Source organism: Roseibium album (genome assembly GCF_965233825.1).
Lineage (GTDB): Bacteria > Pseudomonadota > Alphaproteobacteria > Rhizobiales > Stappiaceae > Roseibium > Roseibium album.
The window spans coordinates 2,931,932-2,951,600 of the sequence record NZ_OZ247583.1 but is presented as its reverse complement, the minus strand read 5'-3'; the positions used below and the strand labels follow the sequence as shown (position 1 = coordinate 2,951,600).

20 protein-coding genes and 1 riboswitch are annotated in these 19,669 nt (G+C 56.4%); of the genes, 11 read left to right on the top strand and 9 right to left on the bottom strand.

From position 1 onward, the window contains the following. Positions 1-11 precede the first annotated feature (11 nt). Positions 12-1,364 (top strand): MATE family efflux transporter, encoded by a 1,353-nt coding sequence (locus ACO6TI_RS13685; RefSeq protein WP_104703400.1) that lies wholly within the window; start codon positions 12-14, stop codon positions 1,362-1,364. On the opposite strand, the gene ACO6TI_RS13680 is transcribed toward ACO6TI_RS13685, so the two are convergent. Then, complete coding sequence (locus ACO6TI_RS13680; protein ID WP_422385112.1) at positions 1,361-2,455, bottom strand: quinone-dependent dihydroorotate dehydrogenase; 1,095 nt, start codon at positions 2,453-2,455, stop codon at positions 1,361-1,363. The two genes, ACO6TI_RS13685 and ACO6TI_RS13680, sit on opposite strands and share 4 nt — an antisense overlap. Further along, a complete protein-coding gene (locus tag ACO6TI_RS13675; RefSeq protein ID WP_196915590.1) occupies positions 2,452-2,796 on the bottom strand; it encodes a DUF952 domain-containing protein in 345 nt (114 codons plus the stop codon). The genes ACO6TI_RS13680 and ACO6TI_RS13675 overlap by 4 nt, the downstream gene beginning before the upstream one ends. 227 nt (positions 2,797-3,023) lie before the next feature. Here ACO6TI_RS13675 and ACO6TI_RS13670 point away from each other — a divergent pair, with 227 nt between their 5' ends. Together ACO6TI_RS13670 and ACO6TI_RS13665 are read left to right on the top strand one after the other, a co-directional pair. Then, positions 3,024-3,929, top strand: coding sequence for a thermonuclease family protein (locus ACO6TI_RS13670; protein ID WP_422385111.1), 906 nt, complete (start codon positions 3,024-3,026; stop codon positions 3,927-3,929). Between the two features lie 150 nt (positions 3,930-4,079). After that, positions 4,080-4,883, top strand: a complete 804-nt coding sequence (locus ACO6TI_RS13665) for a pyrroline-5-carboxylate reductase family protein (protein ID WP_422385110.1) — start codon at positions 4,080-4,082, stop codon at positions 4,881-4,883. Between the two features lie 47 nt (positions 4,884-4,930). Here ACO6TI_RS13665 and ACO6TI_RS13660 read toward each other — a convergent pair whose 3' ends face one another. After that, entirely contained in the window at positions 4,931-6,589 is a 1,659-nt protein-coding gene (locus tag ACO6TI_RS13660) for a lysine--tRNA ligase (RefSeq protein WP_422385109.1), read from the bottom strand. Positions 6,590-6,843: 254 nt separating this feature from the next. Here ACO6TI_RS13660 and ACO6TI_RS13655 point away from each other — a divergent pair, with 254 nt between their 5' ends. Beyond that, positions 6,844-7,215, top strand: coding sequence for a tellurite resistance TerB family protein (locus ACO6TI_RS13655; protein WP_055112654.1), 372 nt, complete (start codon positions 6,844-6,846; stop codon positions 7,213-7,215). 73 nt (positions 7,216-7,288) lie between these two features. Here ACO6TI_RS13655 and apaG read toward each other — a convergent pair whose 3' ends face one another. Then, positions 7,289-7,690 carry a Co2+/Mg2+ efflux protein ApaG gene (apaG, locus tag ACO6TI_RS13650; protein WP_029063944.1) on the bottom strand — a complete coding sequence of 134 codons (402 nt, stop codon included), beginning with the start codon at positions 7,688-7,690 and terminating at the stop codon, positions 7,289-7,291. Positions 7,691-7,839: 149 nt separating this feature from the next. Between apaG and ACO6TI_RS13645 the strand changes: the two genes are divergently transcribed. Then, positions 7,840-8,448 (top strand): CDP-alcohol phosphatidyltransferase family protein, encoded by a 609-nt coding sequence (locus ACO6TI_RS13645; protein WP_104703405.1) that lies wholly within the window; start codon positions 7,840-7,842, stop codon positions 8,446-8,448. 33 nt (positions 8,449-8,481) lie between these two features. On the opposite strand, the gene ACO6TI_RS13640 is transcribed toward ACO6TI_RS13645, so the two are convergent. Beyond that, the gene (locus tag ACO6TI_RS13640) at positions 8,482-9,375 is read right to left on the bottom strand and encodes a LysR family transcriptional regulator (protein WP_108874544.1); all 894 of its coding nucleotides are present in this window, start codon (positions 9,373-9,375) and stop codon (positions 8,482-8,484) included. An 86-nt stretch (positions 9,376-9,461) separates the two neighbouring features. Here ACO6TI_RS13640 and ACO6TI_RS13635 point away from each other — a divergent pair, with 86 nt between their 5' ends. Next, positions 9,462-10,082 carry a LysE family translocator gene (locus ACO6TI_RS13635; RefSeq protein ID WP_196877690.1) on the top strand — a complete coding sequence of 207 codons (621 nt, stop codon included), beginning with the start codon at positions 9,462-9,464 and terminating at the stop codon, positions 10,080-10,082. Between the two features lie 5 nt (positions 10,083-10,087). Here the strand turns inward: ACO6TI_RS13635 and ACO6TI_RS13630 are convergent, their stop codons facing one another. Together ACO6TI_RS13630 and mddA are read right to left on the bottom strand one after the other, a co-directional pair. Beyond that, positions 10,088-10,885 (bottom strand): Stf0 family sulfotransferase, encoded by a 798-nt coding sequence (locus tag ACO6TI_RS13630; protein ID WP_209016542.1) that lies wholly within the window; start codon positions 10,883-10,885, stop codon positions 10,088-10,090. 278 nt (positions 10,886-11,163) lie between these two features. Continuing rightward, the gene (gene mddA, locus ACO6TI_RS13625) at positions 11,164-11,922 is read right to left on the bottom strand and encodes a methanethiol S-methyltransferase (protein ID WP_196890915.1); all 759 of its coding nucleotides are present in this window, start codon (positions 11,920-11,922) and stop codon (positions 11,164-11,166) included. Positions 11,923-12,106: 184 nt separating this feature from the next. Here mddA and ACO6TI_RS13620 point away from each other — a divergent pair, with 184 nt between their 5' ends. Further along, positions 12,107-12,802, top strand: a complete 696-nt coding sequence (locus ACO6TI_RS13620; protein WP_422385108.1) for a winged helix-turn-helix transcriptional regulator — start codon at positions 12,107-12,109, stop codon at positions 12,800-12,802. Between the two features lie 163 nt (positions 12,803-12,965). Here ACO6TI_RS13620 and ACO6TI_RS13615 read toward each other — a convergent pair whose 3' ends face one another. Next, positions 12,966-14,165, bottom strand: a complete 1,200-nt coding sequence (locus ACO6TI_RS13615; protein ID WP_055112650.1) for an O-succinylhomoserine sulfhydrylase — start codon at positions 14,163-14,165, stop codon at positions 12,966-12,968. A 44-nt stretch (positions 14,166-14,209) separates the two neighbouring features. Beyond that, a riboswitch (SAM riboswitch) is annotated at positions 14,210-14,289 on the bottom strand. 128 nt (positions 14,290-14,417) lie between these two features. Between ACO6TI_RS13615 and ACO6TI_RS13610 the strand changes: the two genes are divergently transcribed. Together ACO6TI_RS13610 and ACO6TI_RS13605 are read left to right on the top strand one after the other, a co-directional pair. Beyond that, positions 14,418-15,554: a 2'-deoxycytidine 5'-triphosphate deaminase gene (locus ACO6TI_RS13610; RefSeq protein WP_422385107.1), complete on the top strand. Its 1,137-nt coding sequence runs from the start codon at positions 14,418-14,420 to the stop codon at positions 15,552-15,554. Positions 15,555-15,560: 6 nt separating this feature from the next. After that, positions 15,561-16,109 carry an IMPACT family protein gene (locus ACO6TI_RS13605; protein WP_422385106.1) on the top strand — a complete coding sequence of 183 codons (549 nt, stop codon included), beginning with the start codon at positions 15,561-15,563 and terminating at the stop codon, positions 16,107-16,109. 138 nt (positions 16,110-16,247) lie between these two features. On the opposite strand, the gene ACO6TI_RS13600 is transcribed toward ACO6TI_RS13605, so the two are convergent. Beyond that, complete coding sequence (locus ACO6TI_RS13600; RefSeq protein ID WP_422385105.1) at positions 16,248-16,745, bottom strand: hypothetical protein; 498 nt, start codon at positions 16,743-16,745, stop codon at positions 16,248-16,250. 270 nt (positions 16,746-17,015) lie between these two features. On the opposite strand from ACO6TI_RS13600, the gene ACO6TI_RS13595 reads away from it, so the two are divergent. Beyond that, on the top strand, positions 17,016-17,498 hold the full coding sequence (locus tag ACO6TI_RS13595) for a DUF992 domain-containing protein (protein ID WP_035899561.1): 483 nt from the start codon (positions 17,016-17,018) through the stop codon (positions 17,496-17,498). A 162-nt stretch (positions 17,499-17,660) separates the two neighbouring features. Beyond that, positions 17,661-19,583, top strand: a complete 1,923-nt coding sequence (locus tag ACO6TI_RS13590; RefSeq protein WP_422385104.1) for a hypothetical protein — start codon at positions 17,661-17,663, stop codon at positions 19,581-19,583. Positions 19,584-19,669: the final 86 nt, after the last annotated feature.

Sequence of the window (19,669 nt, the reverse complement as noted above, 5' to 3'; positions counted from 1 at the left end):
CAGAGCCCCTCATGCCCCATTCCAATGGCACGGACGATCCGTCCCGCCTATCCTTCGCAGTGACGCACCGTTCCGTGCTGGCCATCGCCATTCCGATGACGCTCGGCTATTTGTCGACACCGCTTCTGGGCGTGGTCGACATGGCTGTCATTGGACGGCTCGGCGATGCCGCGCTGCTCGGCGGGATCGCGCTTGGCGGGATCATATTCGACCTGGTGTTCACCACATTCAGCTTTCTGCGCGCTGGAACGACCGGACTGACGGCTCAGGCCGCCGGAGCACGTAACGATGAGGAGATAAAGGCAACCCTTTTGAGAGCGCTTGTCATTGCGCTTGTGGGAGGTGTTCTGGTAATTGCGCTCCAGTCACCTATCCGGGAAACCGGCCAATGGTTTCTCGGTGGCAGTGCCGATGTTCGATCCGTCACAGCCCGCTACTTCGACATACGTGTGCTCAGCTCACCTTTCCTTCTTGCGAACTTCGCCATACTCGGATGGTTCATCGGACTTGGCCGGGCGGGCACCGGGCTGCTGCTGCAGCTTGTCCTGAACGGGTTGAACATTGTTCTCAGCATCTGGTTTGTCATGGGACTCGGGTGGAGCGTCGAAGGTGTTGCGGCGGCGACCGTCTTGAGCGAGGCAGCGGCAACACTGCTCGGCCTTTTCCTGATATTGACCAGCGTCCGGCGCGGAACCTGGCCGAAACCCGCGATCATTTTCAACCGGCGGCTTCTGTTGCGCATGATGGCTCTAAATCGGGACATCCTGATCCGGTCCTTTGCGCTTCTTTATGCCTATGCATTCTTCATGGCACGCTCGGCAGACCAGGGTGATACGGTGCTTGCTGCCAACGCCGTCCTCGAAAAGTTCATACTGGTTTCCGGATATTTCCTCGACGGACTTGCAACCGCTGCCGAGCAACTGGCAGGCCGGGCCGTCGGAGCAAAGTTCCGCCCCGCCTTCGACCGGACACTCAAACTGACCGCATTGTGGAGTTTCGCGATGGCAGGTTTGCTGTCTGCCGTCTTCGTGATTTTCGGGTCCGCCCTGATCGATTTCATGACGACTTCCGACGAGGTTCGGGCGCTTGGGAATACCTATCTCATCTGGGCTGTCCTGGCGCCTTTGCTCGGCGTTCTGGCCTTTCAGATGGACGGAATTTACATCGGCGCAACCTGGTCAGGCACAATGCGAAACATGATGCTGCTGTCTCTCGCAGTCTATATCGCCGCTTACCATGTCCTGTTTCCACTGTTGGGAAATCACGGTCTCTGGCTCGCGCTGTCGATTTTTCTGGGATTGCGCGGCGTGACGCTTCTGGCCGCATGCAGGCGGCGCGCCGACAAGGCCTTTGCGCAGGTCTAGATCTCTTCCGAGGCCCAAACATCCACATTCAGGTCCCTTGCTTCCCGCAAGGACGCATAGCCATAGTGGTCGAGATTGTCCGCAAGTCCCGACAGGATCTCGCCGATCAAGGCCGGTCCCTTGAAGACAAGTGACGAATAGAGCTGCAGCAAATCAGCACCGGCAGTGATTTTTGTCCAGGCGGTTTCGGCACTATCGATGCCACCAACGCCGACAATGGGAAGGTCCGGACCCGCCAGCTTGCGGGCGCGTGCCAAGACGGCCGTCGATTTCCTGAAGAGCGGTCTGCCGGACAGCCCTCCTGTTTCCTGATGAGGTCCGGTTCCAGCCAGTTCGTCTCTGCCGACGGTCGTGTTGGAGACGATCAATCCGTCGAGGGACTTTTCCAGCACCTCTTCGACAATGTCCTTCAGATCTTCATCTACGACATCGGGCGCAATCTTGAGCAGCAACGGCACTCGGCGTTCCGCCTTGTCTGCACACAGATCGCGCGCCGAAACGACAGCCTGCAGCAGATCGGCCAGAGCCGAACGCGCCTGCAGATCCCTCAGGCCCGGCGTGTTCGGCGACGAAATGTTGACAGTGAAATAGGAAGCCATGTCGGCGAATTCGGTTATTCCGGCGACATAGTCGGCAATTCGATCAGAGGCATCCTTGTTGGCACCTACATTGATGCCGACAATCCCATCGTTCCGCTTTCTCGACAACAGACGTTTGCGCATTGCCGTGTGGCCATCATTGTTGAAGCCATAGCGGTTGATGACGCCTTCATCAACTGGCAGCCGAAACACGCGCGGCCGCGGATTGCCAGGTTGAGGTCTGGGCGTCACGGAGCCGACTTCCGTAAAGCCAAATCCCAGGTTCAGAAGTGCATCGGGCACTTCGGCGTTTTTGTCGAACCCGGCTGCCATACCGAGCGGATTGGGAAACTCCAGATCCCAGAAACTCGAGGTGAGACGCGGGTCGGCCGACGTGTAGCCACCCGATATCAACCCTGCTTTCAGGGCAAGTACTGTTACACGGTGCGCATTTTCCGCATCAAGAAAATGAAGTCCCCTGAGTGCAACACCTTCAATCCAGCCGGATCTCATCCGTCAAGCTCCGGAAAGACGTGTGTTCCCTTGTCGGACAATGGCAGCTCACGAACCCAGATTGCATCTCCCGGCCGCAAATCATCATACAAATGCGGAAACAGCGCTCCCCCTCGCGAGGGCTCCCATTTCAGGGCCTCGCCGAGTGTTTCGGCGTCAAATGCTGCCAGCAGCAGATCTGTCTGACCGCTGAAGTGTTTTGCGGCTGTTTCCCGGGCCTGCTGTGCTGTCGAAAAGTGAATGAATCCGTCGGTCAGATCGATCGGCGCACCCTTGAAGACACCCGCGTCGACGGCTTCCTGCCACATCGTTCTCGGGACGATCTTGAAAATCAGTGTCATGACTGCCTATTACCGTGACTGTTCCTGTTTTGCCGATCTTTTGCGGGACCGGCCTCGATCCGCGCGGACACTACTCACAGGGCTGCCGCCAAACAAGCCGGACCACCGGACTTTCTTGAGGAATGACAAATTCCCAGGGAAAATGCAGTATGGCGTGGCTTAAAATTCTCGGAATTCGTTTTTCCAGGCCTTATGATTGCACTCCAAAAGGAAACAAGTGACTCGCGATGAAGCTTCGGCCTTTCCTGGTGCCTGCTCTCTTGCTCACCGTCTCCGGCGGTGTGGTTGCCTGGTTGCTGCTGGCAGAACCGCCCGAAGCTCCGGAATCCCAGATTGCCGATGCGCTGAGACCTGGTCTTGCGGAAACGACGGACGTAATTTCCGAGCCCGAAATTCCGACTGAGGGAAAGTTGTCTTCGGATGATCCGGCCGCGACAGCAGCACCGCTCCCGGTGGACATACGCAATGTCTCACCCGACGGGGTTTCCGCACCTCAGGTCAGCGGTGGCTTGAAGCGCATAGAACCTTCCAAGCGGTTTCAGGAGCTCGTCAATCCACCGGTCGAACCGGTCCCAGACGGACCACTTGAACTCATTCGGGTGCAGGTTCTGGACGGAGGCCGGATAAAATCGAAGAAACTGGTCGTTACGCTCGCGCATATCGAGCCGATGAAGATAGATGAAACCTGCATCGCCCAGCAAGGCGGCGTCTGGCCCTGTGGCACGCGCGCCAGAACTTTTTTGCGCGGCCTGATCCGGCAATTCAAGATCACGTGCGAAAAGATTGCAGAAACCGGACCGCAAGAGATATTGGCGACCTGCAAGCGGGGCAAGATCGACTTGAGCACCCGTCTTGTGCGCTATGGTTGGGCGGATCCGGCGCCCGGCGCCCCTGAGGGATTTCAGGACTTCGCACTTCTGGCGAAACAACGCAAACTCGGGAAGTGGCAGGACCAGTGGCAATTTGCGACCCCGGACTCGCGGTGGGATGCCGATCCGAATGCACCCCTGCCCGGTCTTGAGGACCTTGAACCGGAAATCGTCGAGTGGAGCCAGCGAACGGAATCGGCCGATCCGAACCAGGAGTTCTTCGGATTCGAACCGGACGTCGCTGAAGATCTTCCACAGCAATGATGCAAGGCCGGACGGTTCGGGAACACATTGTCAAACTGCGACGACCGCCCTGCACTGTCGCATCCCATTCGGAAGACGTCGATTAACTTACCTGCGTTTCGTAAACTTGCCTCTAGGCTCCAAAAAACCTGTCGCTTATCGGAGACCGCCATGTCACACAAACTCAAGGTCGGGATTGTCGGTGGAACGGGTCAGCTTGGTGCCGCCATGGCAACCGGCTGGCTTGAAAGCAATCACGTCAATCCGCAAGATCTCTGGATCTCGAACCGGTCCGGTAAGGCAAGCGGCTTTGCCGATTGGCCGGAAGTCAATTTCACCGCCTCAAACCAGGTTCTTGCCGAAGCCTGTGACGTGATCGTTCTGTCCGTCCCGCCTGACCAGACTGGCAAATTGAATGTTTCCGCCAGCGACAAGCTGGTTATTTCGGTTATGGCAGGTGTCTCGCACAAGCAGATTCGGGAATTGACGGGAACACGCAAGGCCGTGCGCGCAATGTCGAGCCCTGCTGCCCGGCAAAGGTCAGCCTATTCCGCCTGGTTTACAAAAGATGGACTGGATGCTGCCGACCGCAGAACTGTTCAAGGACTATTGTCCGCAATTGGCGCTGCGGATGAAGTTGCGGACGAAGGACAGATAGAGGTTTTCACAGTCCTCACAGGTCCTGTGCCCGGCTTTGCCGCCTTCTTTGCCGATTGTCTTGTGCAATTTGCCCTGGCAAACAATGTCGCCCCGGATGCGGCCGTGAAGTCGGTCAAGCAGCTGTTTCTGTCGAGTGGTCAACTTATGTCGGTCAGTGACCACTCACCTGATTTTTTTGTGACGGAAATGGTCGACTACGGGGGCACGACCGCCGCAGGCCTTGTGAAGCTTCAGGAACTCGGGACTGTCAGATTAATTGAAAAAGGCCTCGATGCCAGCCTGGAACGTGTTCGGACAATCGCGTCGTCCGATTGACAATCTGGAGTGAAGACCAAATCTCCACCCCTTTTTGTTCACCTGGCTCAAGCAGCCAGTTCGCCGCCCAATGCCTTGCGGATCATCTCGCGTGTTTCGTCAATGCCGTAAAGGGCGACGAAAGACCCGAAACGCGGGCCCTTCTCCTGCCCCAGAAGCAGTTGGTAGAGCGCGGAGAACCAGGCCACCGACACGCCAGGACCGCCGTCCGGCCCCTTCTTTTTCGGGTCCTGATAACGTTCGATTGCGCGGGCAACGTCCAGGACCGCGTCCTGGATTTCGGCCCCATCCGCATTCTCAGGAAGACCGGCCAGTTTTGCGTCCAGCTGTTCGAGCGCCATGCGCTCGGTGTCATCGGGAACCTTGAAGGATTTCGTCGGTTTGACGAAATCATCGAAGTAGCGGATCGCATAGCCAACCAGCGCGTCCAGTTCCGGGTGCGTTTCGGCCGTCACGCCGGACGCGTAGCGGGAAATGAAGGCCCAAAGCACCTCTTTGTTTTCCGCATTCGACGCGGAAACAAGGTTCAACAGCATGGCGAAGGGAACCGGCATATCTATCTTCGGAATGTTTCCGGAATGGATGTGCCAGGCCGGATTCTGAAGTCTCTGCTCCACCGGCATCTGCTCATATTTCTGGACGAAGGTATAGTATTCGTCCACGGCCTTCGGAATGACATCGAAATAGAGCTTCTTGGCTGTTTTCGGCTTCTGAAAATTATACAGCGCAAGACTTTCCGGCGACGCATAAGTCAGCCATTCGTCGATCGACAGACCGTTGCCCTTCGACTTTGAGATTTTCTCACCGTTTTCGTCAAGGAAGAGTTCATAGACGTAGTGCTCCGGAGCCTTGCCACCCAGGATGTTGCAGATCTTGTCATAGATCGGTGCATTGGTCTGGTGATCCTTGCCGAACATCTCGAAGTCGACATCAAGAGCCGCCCAGCGCATCCCGAAATCCGGTTTCCACTGCAGCTTCACCTTGCCGCCGGTCACGGACAGGGTGATTTCCTCTCCGGTTTCATCGTCAAATGTGATCGTCCCGTCCCTGGGGTTCACGTCTTTCATGGGCACATAAAGAACACGGCCCGAGGTCGGCGAGATCGGCAGAAATGGAGAATAGGTGGCCTGACGTTCCTCACCGAGTGTCGGCAGCATCACATCCATGATCTTCCGATACTTTTCGGTCGCCCGGACAAGCACTTCGTCAAATTTTCCGGACTTGTAGTACTCGGTCGCACTTGCGAATTCATAGTCAAAGCCGAATGTGTCCAGGAACCGGCGCAGCATAGCGTTGTTGTGCGCTGCAAAACTCTCGTAGTCGCCGCCAAAGGGGTTCGGGACGGTGCTGAGCGGCATCTGCAGGTAAGGCTCCAGCGCTGCACGGTCCGGAACGTTTTCCGGAATTTTGCGCATGCCGTCCATATCGTCGGAAAAGCACAGAAGCCGTGTCGGAATCTTGTCCTCGGTCAACAGGCGAAAAGCCGTCCGCACCATGGTGGTACGCAGTACTTCGCCAAAGGTACCTATATGAGGCAGCCCGGAAGGGCCGTATCCCGTTTCAAACAGAACCGGTTTTTCCGAATCCCGACTTCCGATGCGTTTGACCAGTTTTCGCGCTTCTTCGAACGGCCACGCTTTCGATTTGATGGCCGCCTCGACAAATTCTTGCGAAAGGTCAAGCGAAGGCAGGGATTGGTCGGTCATGTTCGGGTTTCATTCTGCTAAATTGGAAGAAGTCAGTGCAATTCCGGCTGGTTTACTGACGCGAAGCCGTATGTTGCGGCGCGACACTAGAAAAGCACGACGCAAACGTCAATCGATAGTCGCCTTTCCGTGACTTGAAGCTTTCCTGACAACCCTATAAACCGGGCCTTCGATTTGCCCAAAACCGGCGCACTGGAGATTGAATAGTGTCTAGCAATGAACCGATCAGCGTTCAGGAAGCCCTCATCTACGTGATGGTGATTGTGTCAGCGTCAGACAACGCTATGACGGACAAGGAACTGGCCACGATCGGTGACATGATCAAAATGTTGCCGGTGTTTGAAACCTACAACGAAAACAGGATCATTCCGGCCGCACAACGGTGTGGCGACATCCTTCAGGAAGAAAACGGCCTGTCGCTTGTCCTGGAACTGGTCGGCGACGTCCTGCCTGCGAAACTCTACGATACTGCCTATGCTCTGGCGGTGGAGGTTGCTGCAGCCGATCTACACGTCGAACAGGAAGAACTCCGTGTCCTGCAGATGCTTCGCGACCGTTTTAGCCTCGACAAACTGACTGTTGCGGCCATCGAACGCGGCGCGATTGCCCGTCACCGCAAGGTCTGACCCAGCTGTTCAGCGTGTGCCGGTAAGGTTGACCGCGGGGCTGACGATATGCTCCGCGAACCGGCGAGCGCTGTCAATTCAGGCTGCGGATCGCGTCCGGCAGGTCCAGGGAAAATGGTGGGATGGCGACGTGAAAACGGCTGCCGTCCGGCCGTTCCATGGCGTACGAGCCCGCCATGATACCGTTGTCGGTCGAAAGCGGGCAATGTGACGAATATTCATATGTTTCGCCGGGTTCGATCACCGGCTGTTCCCCGACAACACCCTCGCCGTTTACTTCCTCCAGACGGCCGAAGCCATCGGTGATCTGCCAGTGCCGCGTTTTCAACTGCACCGGTTCGGAACCGCTATTGTGGATCTCGACCATATACGCCCAGATGAATTCGCTCTCTTCCGGTTTCGATTCATCGTCGAGATAAAACGGCTCGACAGAGACTTCGATTCCCTGCGTAATGGCGCTGTAACTGCCTGACACGGTTGTTCCTTCAATCCTGGGGCGGTTATCCGCAACTTCAGGAAGGGCTTATAGGGCGAATGACATAAGCGTGAAAGAGACTTACTTGTGATTTCCGAAAGGATTTTGCATTTACAGCGCTGATTTGTCCAAGTCAGGAACCTCAATTAGTGTTCGACGCCCGTATCCGACCCTTGATCGACCCGCTCCTCAACCGCCTGGGCCTCGCTCTTGCCAATGCCGGTGTCGGTCCAATCTTCGTCACGCTGGTCGGATTCGCAATGGGAATGGGGGCCGCGGTCGCAATTGCTGCGGGTTATTTTCTCCTTGGCTTTGTCCTGATCGCGTTCAACCGCATTGCAGACGGTCTGGATGGTGCCGTTGCGCGGGCGACCCGGAAAACCGACCTGGGCGGTTATCTCGATATTACGCTCGATTTTGTCTTCTATGGCGTCATTCCGCTGGCCTTTGCGCTCCAGGACCCGGCTGCCAATGCCTTGCCAGCTGCAGCACTCCTTTGCAGTTTCTACGCCAACGGCTCTGCGTTTCTGGCCTTTGCGATCATGGCGGAGCGCCGCGGGCTTTCAACCGACAGGCAGGGTCAGAAATCTCTCTATTATCTTGGCGGTCTGGCCGAAGGTACCGAGACGATCGCCCTGTTCCTGCTGATGGCTTTGCTGCCTGACTGGTTTCCAGTGCTGGCGTGGGCATTTGCAGCTGTCTGCTTTGTTTCGGCGGGCGCACGCGTGATGATCGGCGTAAAGTCGCTCGACCGTTAGAAGCGGTCGAAAACACATTCAAATGGGAGGTGTTCAGGCCGAAAACCTTTGACAGAAACTCCAGAACCTGGCTGCCGCTGCCGAACGCGGTGTGTCTTCCTTGCGTGCGAAGCCGATTGATCGCGGTGCGTCGGGTACCAGCGGCAGAACCTTGCATTTGCCGGGCGTTTCGGGCAGCGCAAGCTCCGCGATGACAGAGACGCCGAGATTTGCCTCGACCAGCGCGATTATCGAGTTCACCTGCAGGATCGTGTGAGCCACCCTTGGTGTGTGTCCGGTTTTCATGAACCAGTCCTCGACCAACGGGCCGCTGCCGCCTCTGGTCATGATGAAGGGGTCCCCCGCAAGATCTTCGGCTTTGAGCGTGTTTCTGTCTGCCAGGGGATGATCCGCGCTCACCAATGCGACAAGCTTGTCATTTGCGATTTCAATGACATCCAGACCTTCGTCCGACCCAAGGGACAAGACCGCCAGATCGACGAAATCCTCTTCCAGAGCCTGACGAAGTTCCATGTCCGGATATTCCTGGATTTCGACGTTTATCCCGGGATAGGCCCTTGCGAATGCCGCCAGTGTCTTCGGCAGGATATGAAATGACGCAGAGGACCCGAAAGACCCGAGCCTGACGCTTCCCTGCCTGTTGTTCCTGGCATCATCGAGCTTACGCAGCACCTGTTCCTGAACAAGGTCAGCACGCTCAGCGTATTCCGCAAGCGCTGTTCCTTCCTCTGTCAGAAGGATCGGCCTTCCGCCCCGCCGCAACAGTTGCGTCCCCAGACGCTCCTCCAGCTGCGCAATACCCTTGCTTATCGCAGGCTGACTGATGCCGAGAGAACGTGCAGCAACGGATACACTTCCCGAGGTCTGGATAAACCTCAGCGCTCTGGCAACTGTAATCGGGATGTCGGCTTCGGGCGATCGTCTCATAAATACATAACCTGAAGTTATTTTCTTATGTTTTTTATATCTGAGAATTATTGAACTTCCAATCCATTACGCAACCGGAACACTTCATGTCCCTCGAAACCTGGCTGGCCTTTGTTGCCGCATCACTCCTGCTGACCATGACCCCGGGTCCAAGCATTCTTCTCGGCATGGTGCACTCTCTGCACTTCGGGGCCCGGAGAACACTTTTCACGGCCCTTGGCGATGTCAGTGCGAACATGATCCAGATGATCCTCGTCGCAATCGGCCTTGGTGTCGTGCTCGCGCATTCCGCACTTGCCTTCCAGATCATCAAATGGACAGGCGTCGGGGTTCTGCTCTACATGGGATGGCGCGCATGGCACGCTCCTGCCTTGCAAAAACCGGAACCGGACAGCCATCTTGGCGGCAAACCCACACGTCTCTTCACAGCGGGATTTCTGGTCGCCTTCAGCAATCCCAAGGCGCTTATCTTCTTTACCGCCTTCTTCCCGCAATTCATCGACCCGGAAAGGGACCTGGTTACACAACTTATGCTGATGTGCCCGACGATGACGTTTCTCGATTTTTTGTTCGTCATGCTGTACGCGGCAGGTGCAAACGGTCTGGCCGGGCATCTCAAGCAGCATCCGAAGGCACTGAACCGCGTGAGCGGATCCGTCCTGATTAGCGCCGCCGGTCTTATGGGTCTGATGACCCAAGGGTCGTGAAGCGGTCAGTCGTGACCGGGGATATCCGGATCGGATTGCGTCTCTGAACGGAAGCGTTCGATCCATGCCCTGTTGACCCCGTCCGACAGGCGGGCAACGGGCAAATCAATGTTTTTCGCGTGTGCCGGATCCCGTCCAATCCGGACAAGTGTCTCTTCGATGACCGTTTCCGGGTCCCTGGAGAGATCATCGTAGGTTATCCGGAGCGGCATGATGTTCTCCGCCTTGAACCAATCCGCCCACGCAAGATCGTAGGCAGTCATAAGATCAACATGTTCCCGGATCAGCGCCGCGTCATAGTTCGGCTCGCGCGGTGGTGCCAGTCTTTCCAGTTCCGTGCCGTCCGGTGCCTTGTGCCATAGCCCAGTCTGGCTGGCCTTGACGAAGGAAACCGCTTGAGCAAGTTTGTCGCTTCGCGTCAGGTGAATGAACAGCGTCTTTCCGAAGACTGCTTCAAAGCGCCCGGAATGGGTTTCCCTGCCCGGACACAAGATCGCAAGCTGGCGGACGAAATAATCGAAACTCTTGCGTTGCAATCTCAGGCCGAAGATTCCGCTCCCGGCAGTCCCTTTGTTGCGCGCCGTCTCAAGGACTGTCGTTAACTGCTCTTTTTCATTGGCGAAAGACGTTTCATCCAGTCCGAGTGACCTCTGCCAGTCCCCGACATCCGCATTGTGGAAATAGGATCTTGGATCACCCGCCTGACCTGTTGCAGCCAGTAACTTGCACAACAGGGTGCTGCCACTGCGCGGCGAGGTGCAGATGACGTAGGCCTGATAGCCTGTTTCCGGCTGCATCGTCATGAACTGGTGTCCCAAGTCAAAACTGTCAGATCGATCACTGTCGAATATCTCAATGATCTGAATCGGTTCTCTGACAGAATTCAACTTGAAGTACAAGATGAATTGCCTCGAAACGACACCGGGCAAGCCGCCGCCTGAATTGTCTCCATATACAGAGGTCTGCCATGCGGGCGACGCGAAGCTTGCGCCCGCATCGCCCGCTTTTGTACCCAGGCGATACCAATCTTGGGCACTCAGTTCAGTCAGTAAAGGAAAATGAGGGAGCAATCCGGGTGCCGTCAGGCTGCGTGCTTTGACGGCGCTCTGGAAAACAACCGAAGAGGATTGGGCAGCAGCATTGGGACACGAGCCTGGTAGTCCCGATAGTTGTCGCCGAACTCCCGCACCAGCGCGCGTTCTTCAAAATAGAGACCGATCAGGACGTAGCCGGTCATGGCGACTGCAAAGAACAGATGCCCGACGGTCATATGAGGCGTTGCAAAGAACGCGAGCATGACGCCCAACTGCATCGGATGACGCACCAATTTATAGAGCAGCGGGGTGCGGAACCGCGGCGACGGCATCGAGGAACCCCTCCCTGCAGACCAGACCTGGCGCAGGCCGAACAGTTCGAAGTGATCGATCAGAAATGTCGACAACAGAAGAATCGTCAAGCCAATCGCGAAGACCAGATAGACGGCTACCGCACTCCAACCCGTGACGGACCAGATTTCTGCCGGCATCGGTTTCCAGAACCCCATGAGGAGCGACAGGAACGCCGCAGCCTGAAGAACATAGGTACTCCGCTCGGCTTCAACCGGAACGAACCTGGTCCACCAATTCTTGAACCACTGCCGCGCCATCAGGCTGTGAAAGAAGCCAAACAGAAAAATCAGCCCGAAATTTGTGACCACGGCAATTCCAAGGGATGCGACATTGCCTTCATTGATGGACTTCGGAACACCGACATCCAAAAGGAACCCTGCCAGATACAGGAAAGAAATATTGAAAGCGGCATAGCTCACGATGCCATAGAGTAACAGTACCGGACGTTTCATTTCGGGTCTCCGATTGCGTAAAGGCGCAGAGCATCGATGCAATGATCGGGCGCCTTCACTGATTTCATCCATGCAATTCAGGTATTGGATGTCGGAGGTCGGAGATACTTCAGCAGGCGTAGTATCGAACTACGGATTGCGTAGTTGGCCTGTTCGTCCTAAGATTTTCTCACGAAGGAGCGCAATGAAAAGATACGGACAATTCTGCCCGATCGCGAAAACGGCCGAAATTCTGGGCGACCCGTGGTCTATCCTTATCGTGCGCGAACTCCTGCTTGGCAGTTCTCGATTTTCCAGTCTGCAGCGCGGACTTCCGAAGATTTCACCGACAGTTCTGAACACCCGGCTGAAGGACCTTGAAGCCTGTGGCGTAATCACCAAGCGCCCGATCAACGGTCAACGCGGGCACGAATACAGGCTGACACCCGCAGGCAAGGAACTTTCATCGGTTGTCGACGCACTTGCTGTCTGGGGTATGCGGTGGGCACGTGATGAGATGGATGACGACGATGTCGACGTGACCTTCCTGATGTTCGACATTCAACGCAACATCTTGCTGGATCAGCTGCCGGATGGAGAAACTGTCCTCTGTTTCCAGTTTCCGGATCTGGACCAGTTCGGGACCTGGTGGCTGGTCTGCACCGAGGATGATGTCGATCTGTGTCATCAGGACCCGGGAAAGGATGTGAATGCCTACATCACATGCCAGTCCAGGCACATGATGGAGATCTGGATGGGCGACCTGCCGCTCGCGGCGGCCTTGAAAAGCGAGACAATAAAGCTGCTGGGTGAAATCGCCGTTTGCAAGCGCTTTTCGAAATGGTTTCCTCTGTCGCAAGCGGCGGTCATCCCAAGACCGACTGCAACCGGTCTCGCCTAGCCCGCCATTTGCAAATCGTCGAGGCCTGAATGCTGCGGAAACCCAGACCTGGAAAACTCAACCTCATCCGACATTACAGCCTGTTGTTCCCTGCCTTCCTTTTTCCCTGCCTTCAATTCGGGTCGAGGCAAGGAAATCTCTTTCAGCCGGTCGGGACAAAGCCTCAAACTGCGTTGAGGGCCTTTTCGACATCCTCCAGGAGGTCCTGCGGATCCTCCAGGCCAACGGACAGGCGCAGAATGCCATCGGTGATGCCAAGTTCTGCACGCGCTTCTTCTCCGATCGACTGGTGCGTTGTCGTGGCCGGATGCGTGATCAGGCTCTTTGCGTCACCGAGGTTGTTGGAGATCCGGATGATGTCCAGTGCATTGGTGAAACGGAAGGCTGCTTCCTTGCCTCCCTCAACTTCAAGTGCGAGCATCGTCGAGCCCGCACGCATCTGACGCCTGGCGAGTTCTGCCTGCGGATGATCGTCGCGGCCCGGATAGACCAATCGTTTGACCTTGGCCTTCCCGGCCAGATGGTCCGCGATCTTGCGGGCTGTATCTGTCTGGCGCGCGACACGAACATGGAGCGTTTCCAACCCCTTCATGAGCACCCATGCATTGAATGGGCTCATGTGCGGTCCGGTGTGCTTGACAAAGGGCATGACTTCCTCGGTGATCCACTCCTCGTCGGACAGGACCACACCGCCAAGGCAACGGCCCTGGCCGTCAATGTGCTTGGTTGCCGAATAGACGACCACATCGGCGCCAAGCTTGAGGGGCGACTGGTAAAGCGGCGTCGCAAAAACGTTGTCGACGACCAGACGTGCACCGGCCTCCCTGGCAATATCTGCTACCGCTGAAATATCGATGACTTCCAGCGTCGGATTGGTCGGGCTCTCCAGAAAAAGCGCCCGCGTGTTCGGACGCACCGCAGCTTTCCACTGTTCGATATCCGTGCCGTCGACAAGGGTGCTCTCCACACCGAAACGCGGCAACAGCGTTTCGCAGATATAGCGACAGGAGCCGAACAGCGCCTTGGCTGCGATCACATGATCACCGGCCTTGACGGAGGCCATCAGGGCCAGATTGACAGCGGCCATGCCACTGGCGGTTCCACGTGCGGCTTCGGCACCTTCCAGCGCCTTTATGCGGTCCTCGAACATGGAGACCGTCGGATTCGCGTAACGTGAATAGACGAAGCCCGGGTCCTCGCCGTTGAACCGTGCCTCCGCAGCCTCTGCATTGTCGTAGACAAAGCCCTGGGTGAGGTACATGGCTTCCGAGGTTTCACCAAAAGGCGACCGCATGGTGCCGCCGTGAACCAAAGTGGTTTCAGGACGCCAGTTCTTGTTTCCGGTCTTGGTGGTCTCAGTCATCTTCTTGTTCGCTCCAAACGCAAAAAACCCCAGCCTCAAGACCGGGGTTCGCACCTCCGGCCTATTTAGCAACTTGTTTAACGTGGCTGCAAGCCGGCCGGCCCAAATCACCACGAAGTGCGTTTGTCGTACGGGAAAACGCGTCACCGGTCAATCATCTTTGTCGAAAGTGCCTGCCGCGTGACAAAGCCTGTTGGCGTGGGCCACCCTATCCTTTAAGGATTCTCCTCTGGAAAGATGACGGGAATTCTCATGAACGTGACAGCAGGTCAGGACCTGAACGGAAGCGCAACTCTTGCAGCGAACGGCATTCTGCCTGAGCGGATCATCAAGGCCATGTTTGCAGCTGGAGAAATCTCCGCGACAACGCCACCTGTCAGCGGACAGATCCAGCCTGCAAGTCTCGATCTCCGGCTTGGCGCAGTCGCCTATCGTGTCAGGGCAAGCTTCCTGCCCGGACCCGAAATCCGGGTCGCTGACCGATTGGAAGAACTCAAACTTCATACCGTCGACCTCGAGGACGGCGCCGTGCTCGAAACAGGCTGTGTCTATATCGTTCCGCTGCAGGAAGCTCTTGCCCTGGCAGCCGACATTTCAGCAACCGCCAATCCGAAGAGTTCCACAGGGCGTCTTGACGTCTTTACCCGTGTGATCACGGACAACGGCCTTGCGTTTGATACCGTTCCGGCGGGATATGCAGGTCCCCTTTATGCGGAAATTTCACCCCTTACCTTTCCAATCCTCCTGCGCAGTGGCTCGCGGTTGAGCCAGATCCGGTTTCGCCGGGGCCAGTCACTGATACCCGATGCGACACTGGAAGAAATTCACAAGTCCGAAACCCTGATGAGCGGCGGAAACGAGCGCATCGGCGGTGGGGTTCAGCTTTCCATTGATCTGGAAGGTGGCGGACCGGACAGCCTGATCGGCTATCGTGCGAAACACCATTCGGGCCTGATTGACGTCGATGCGGTCGGTGCGCAGGATCCGCTCGATTTCTGGGAACCGATCTACCGGCGTAACAGGGGTGAACTTATCCTCGATCCGAATGCGTTCTACATCCTGGTCAGTCAGGAAGCCGTGCACGTACCGCCGGACTACGCGGCCGAGATGGTGCCCTTTGATCCGCTTGTCGGCGAATTCCGGGTTCATTACGCCGGTTTCTTCGACCCCGGTTTCGGCCACGCAGGAGCCGGAGGTGTCGGATCGCGGGCCGTTCTGGAAGTGCGCTCGCATGACGTGCCGTTCATTGTCGAACACGGCCAGACCATCGGAAGGCTGGTCTACGAGCATATGGCCGAACGTCCGGCGAGCCTCTACGGCGAAGGCATCGGCTCCAACTATCAGGGCCAGGCACTGAAGCTGTCGAAGCATTTCATGATGCCGACCTGAGGTCTCATGTCCTTCAACACCGTTGCAACCGAATACGAGGGGTTCCTGGAGGACCGGAAATCCCGGTTCCTGGCGCACCTGGTACCACTCGATCATTTCGAGCGGAGACTGGACGAGCTGCGCAAGGAACACCGGAAGGCCAATCATGTGGTCACGGCGCACCGCAAACTTCTCGATAACGGTGGGATCGAGGAAAGCGGAAAGGATAATGGTGAACCGGCTGGAACCTCCGGGATGCCGACCCTCAGGGTTCTGCAAGGTGCCGAACTGATCAATTGCGGTGTGCTGGTCGTGCGCTACTTTGGCGGGACCAAACTCGGGGGTGGCGGTCTCGCCCGTGCCTATTCCGGCGCCGCCCAGGACGCCATTGCCAATGCCAAGCTGGTGCCCTATCGAAAAATTCTTTCCAGGAAAGTCAGTGCTGATTTTGCACTCAGCTCGGACCTCGAGCGCCGGGTCGACAGTCTGGGGCTGGTCGTGCTTGCCCGTGACTACACCAAAGACGGCGTGGAGTTGACGGTGGAAGGACCTGAGGACGCCATCAGCCGGCTTTAGCGCTCCCGAAGTTGCCCGGCTCGTTCACATCCTTATCGCATCTATCCAGATTTCCGGGCCTGGCGCCGAGTTATCCGGCCTTTGGAGAAAAAGGGTCGGAGTCGGCCAAAAGCTCGACGGGCACGAATGGCCGTCCCGTCAGGGCGTCCCGTCCGGAATATCCGGATCATCGATCTGGGAAATCAGGTCTGACCTCATGCGCATCAGTGTCCTGACCACATCCTGGTTGATCTTGAGGAGCTTGCGGGCTTCCGACTTGTCGATCACACCATCCGCGATAAATTGCGCCCAGTCCCGGAACAGCTTGGAGAATTCCTCTCCGGTTTCGATGATGTCGATATGAAGCTGCGACTTTCTGTCCGTGAAATCGACCTTGTACATGATGTAACCGGACTGATCTGCCAGATATTCCGTTACAGCTGGAAACTCTGCATGCGTTTCAAGTTCCGTCACGATGTCGACGGGCATGTTCTTGCTGGAATTGGTGGCACTGTCGTCGGTGTAGTTGAAGAGCGTAGTGCTGGTTACACGACAAAACTCTGCTGCTGCAGCCGGTCCACCACACATTTGCACCAGAGCGGACTGAGCCTCCTTCAGGGTTCCGGTTTTCCTCTTCTTGTAGGTCCTGTCGATCATCTATCTTCCTTCGTCGGGCTTCCGTCAGTCCGGAAGTCCTTCGTTTCCCGTTGAAGTCCATAGGTTTGTCAAATTTCGGCTCGGACCGCTAGGGGAATTTCAAGCGCTGAAATTCCCCCCGCAGGGAATAACTGCATTGATGAACCACTTTTTTCAAACAGCTGCATTTTGCATTTTCCGATGCGGGTCATCCGGACAAGCGCCTCAACGGGCACACGGTCCGGCCAAAAAGGATCCTTGTTTTGACAAGCATATGTAAGGAATTGCCACATGTTGAATTTCGCCAGAATTGCAGCCGTTTCCGCGATAACCCTGTTCGCAGGTGGACACGTTTTGGCCGAAGAAGCCAAATCCACAAAACTCGGCGTCCTTGAGTGCACAATCGAAGGTGGTTTCGGTCTGCTGCTGGGCTCGAGCAAAAAAGCCACCTGCAGCTTTGAACACGCGGACGGCACCACCGAACAATATACCGGCGAGCTCAGCAAGCTGGGTCTCGACATCGGGGTTTCGGGCGAATCCTACATGACATGGATCGTCTTCACCCCGATCGGCAACGAAATCGGCTCCCACGCGCTGAAGGGCAAGTATGCCGGCATTACGGCAGGCGCTTCTGTCGGCCTTGGTGTTGGTGCAAACGCACTGATCGGTGGATCCAACGAAAAAATTGCGCTCCAGCCCCTGAGTGTCGAGGGCAAAACCGGGCTGAATCTTGCTGTCGGCCTGAGTTCTCTTCAGCTGACGCCTGCCGGTTAACGGACCGGTTGCCCCGTGATTGTTCGACCCGCGCCACAAGTGCGCGGGTTGGCCATTCGGCATTTTCCGACTGGAGCCATGTTCATACCTAAATTTCAGATCAATTTTTGACGAATCCAACTATTACTGTGATCGGGCGAAGCTGAGGATTTTGAGATTACCTTGAACGTCATGACATTGCTGAAACAAGAGGACTGCGCTGACAAGCCGGTATCAAAGGACACTCATTTGCTGCGCGGGCATAATCCCGTGCCCAGTGCGTGTCTCCGCCAGCGGGGGGCTGAAACCCTCACGACCGGTTCGGAATGCGCGCTAGCAGCCGCAACTTTGTGCTGGGAGCTTTCGACGCCGCGTTCCGCTACTGCAGGTCGTCGTATTTCTGCGAGTTCCGGCATCTGGACAGAATTTGCCCCCTACTTGTTTCTCCTCGTGCTCACTTTCCTCACGTTGCTGACTTCAGTCGCCAACGCACAGATTGAAGTACCAGGAAGCGATACGCCAAGCGCACAGAATGACGCCGAAATCTCCGCATCCTTGAATGCAATCACGAGTATCCTTGTCGCCCAGGACGCGAAGCGGCAAATAGCCGGCGAATTGCGAAAGGCAATTGAAAATGCCGGCACCGAAGTGGATCGAGCAGAACTGAGCGAACGCCTGAAGACAGTCAACCTGGAACTTGTCCGGCTGGAAAACCAAATCGTCAGCCTGGCCACCGGTTTCACCGAAAACGAACTGAATCCGGCAGACGCTTCCTTCGAGCTACAGGATGAAGTCGAGGAACTTATTCGCCCGTTTATCTGGACGCTGAAGTCGGCGACCGAAAATGCCCGCGAAATAGAGCAACTCAAACAAACCATACTGGCGACGAGCGAAGCAACGGATCAGGCGGAAAAGGCGATCGAACGCGTCAAGCCGATGATCGAGCGCGCACCCGCCGACAGTATCCTGCGTGAGCGACTCGAACTCATTCTTCAGGACTGGGAAACCCGGTTGATCCTGGCACGTGATCAGTCGATCACCGTGGAACAGCAATTGCGGTCGAGGCTCGACCAAAAAGTCGACCCCAGCGATGTTGCAAGTCAGGCATTCACCTCCTTCTTCAGCGATCGGGGGCGAAACTTTTTCATCGGGCTGTTCGCCTTCGTGCTTGTGATTTTTGTCTCGCGCCTCATGAGGCGTGTCCTGCTTACGTTGATTGGCAGAAGCCGGAACCGCAGTTTTCCGGTTCGTCTGGGCACCTTGATTTACGATGCCTTGACGCTTTGCCTTGCATTCGGGACCACGATCGCAATCTTCAATTTCTACAACGACTGGTTCCTGACGGGCGCCATGCTCCTGGCCTTTCTCACCATCGGCTGGTTTCTTCTGAAGTCGCTCCCAAGCCTGATCGAACAAGTTACCCTGCTGCTCAACCTGGGTGCCGTTCAGGAGGGGGAACGGGTCGTCATCAACAATGTTCCCTGGCGCGTCAGCAGGCTTGACCTTTATTCGGAACTTGAAAATCCAAGTCTCAGAGGTGGACACTACACGGTGCCGGTGCGCGAATTGAGAGGCCAGCATTCAAGGCCCATGGACGGCAATGAAAAGTGGTTTCCTTCCGAGGAAGGCGACTGGGTCCTGCTCGACAATGGCTTGTGGGCCGAAGTGATCCTGCAAAGTCCGGAAGCGGTTCACCTGCGCGAGGAAGGCGGCGCCGTTTCCCACTTCACGACACCGGCTTATCTGGATCAGAACCCGAAGAACCTGTCCGACCGCTATCGGGCAACGATTGAATTCGGCATTGACTATGCGCATCAAGCCGACGCCGCTACACAGATTCCGGAAAAAATGCAGGCCTATATCGACGGTGCGCTTCGCGCCAAGTTTGGCGAGAAAGGCATCCTTTCAACCTATGTCACGCTGTTTCGGGCTGGTGCCTCATCACTTGATTTCGAGATCGAAGCCGACGTCGGTCCCGGCATGGGTCATGTTTATGAAACCGTCGAGCATGCATTGGCGCGCTTCGCCATTGAATGCTGCACCCAAAATGGCTGGACGATACCGTTTCAGCAACTCGTTGTTCATCGAAGCGCCGACGGCTCCTGAAGGAAACCTTACACTCGATTTCGAGGTCAGCTCTGCTGCGACAGTGCCGTCAATGGCGAAGCGCGCACAGCTTCATGCAGGCTCCA

Coding starts and splice junctions, on each gene's coding strand:
- ACO6TI_RS13665 (WP_422385110.1), top strand. CDS start 4,080: ATGTCACACAAACTCAAGGTCGGGATTGTCGGTGGAACGGGTCAGCTT.
- mddA (WP_196890915.1), bottom strand. CDS start 11,922: ATGAAACGTCCGGTACTGTTACTCTATGGCATCGTGAGCTATGCCGCT.
- ACO6TI_RS13640 (WP_108874544.1), bottom strand. CDS start 9,375: ATGAGACGATCGCCCGAAGCCGACATCCCGATTACAGTTGCCAGAGCG.
- ACO6TI_RS13685 (WP_104703400.1), top strand. CDS start 12: ATGCCCCATTCCAATGGCACGGACGATCCGTCCCGCCTATCCTTCGCA.
- ACO6TI_RS13660 (WP_422385109.1), bottom strand. CDS start 6,589: ATGACCGACCAATCCCTGCCTTCGCTTGACCTTTCGCAAGAATTTGTC.
- ACO6TI_RS13670 (WP_422385111.1), top strand. CDS start 3,024: ATGAAGCTTCGGCCTTTCCTGGTGCCTGCTCTCTTGCTCACCGTCTCC.
- ACO6TI_RS13680 (WP_422385112.1), bottom strand. CDS start 2,455: ATGAGATCCGGCTGGATTGAAGGTGTTGCACTCAGGGGACTTCATTTT.
- ACO6TI_RS13610 (WP_422385107.1), top strand. CDS start 14,418: ATGAACGTGACAGCAGGTCAGGACCTGAACGGAAGCGCAACTCTTGCA.
- ACO6TI_RS13595 (WP_035899561.1), top strand. CDS start 17,016: ATGTTGAATTTCGCCAGAATTGCAGCCGTTTCCGCGATAACCCTGTTC.
- ACO6TI_RS13635 (WP_196877690.1), top strand. CDS start 9,462: ATGTCCCTCGAAACCTGGCTGGCCTTTGTTGCCGCATCACTCCTGCTG.
- ACO6TI_RS13675 (WP_196915590.1), bottom strand. CDS start 2,796: ATGACACTGATTTTCAAGATCGTCCCGAGAACGATGTGGCAGGAAGCC.
- ACO6TI_RS13600 (WP_422385105.1), bottom strand. CDS start 16,745: ATGATCGACAGGACCTACAAGAAGAGGAAAACCGGAACCCTGAAGGAG.
- ACO6TI_RS13630 (WP_209016542.1), bottom strand. CDS start 10,885: ATGACGATGCAGCCGGAAACAGGCTATCAGGCCTACGTCATCTGCACC.
- ACO6TI_RS13655 (WP_055112654.1), top strand. CDS start 6,844: ATGGTGATTGTGTCAGCGTCAGACAACGCTATGACGGACAAGGAACTG.
- ACO6TI_RS13620 (WP_422385108.1), top strand. CDS start 12,107: ATGAAAAGATACGGACAATTCTGCCCGATCGCGAAAACGGCCGAAATT.
- ACO6TI_RS13605 (WP_422385106.1), top strand. CDS start 15,561: ATGTCCTTCAACACCGTTGCAACCGAATACGAGGGGTTCCTGGAGGAC.
- ACO6TI_RS13615 (WP_055112650.1), bottom strand. CDS start 14,165: ATGACTGAGACCACCAAGACCGGAAACAAGAACTGGCGTCCTGAAACC.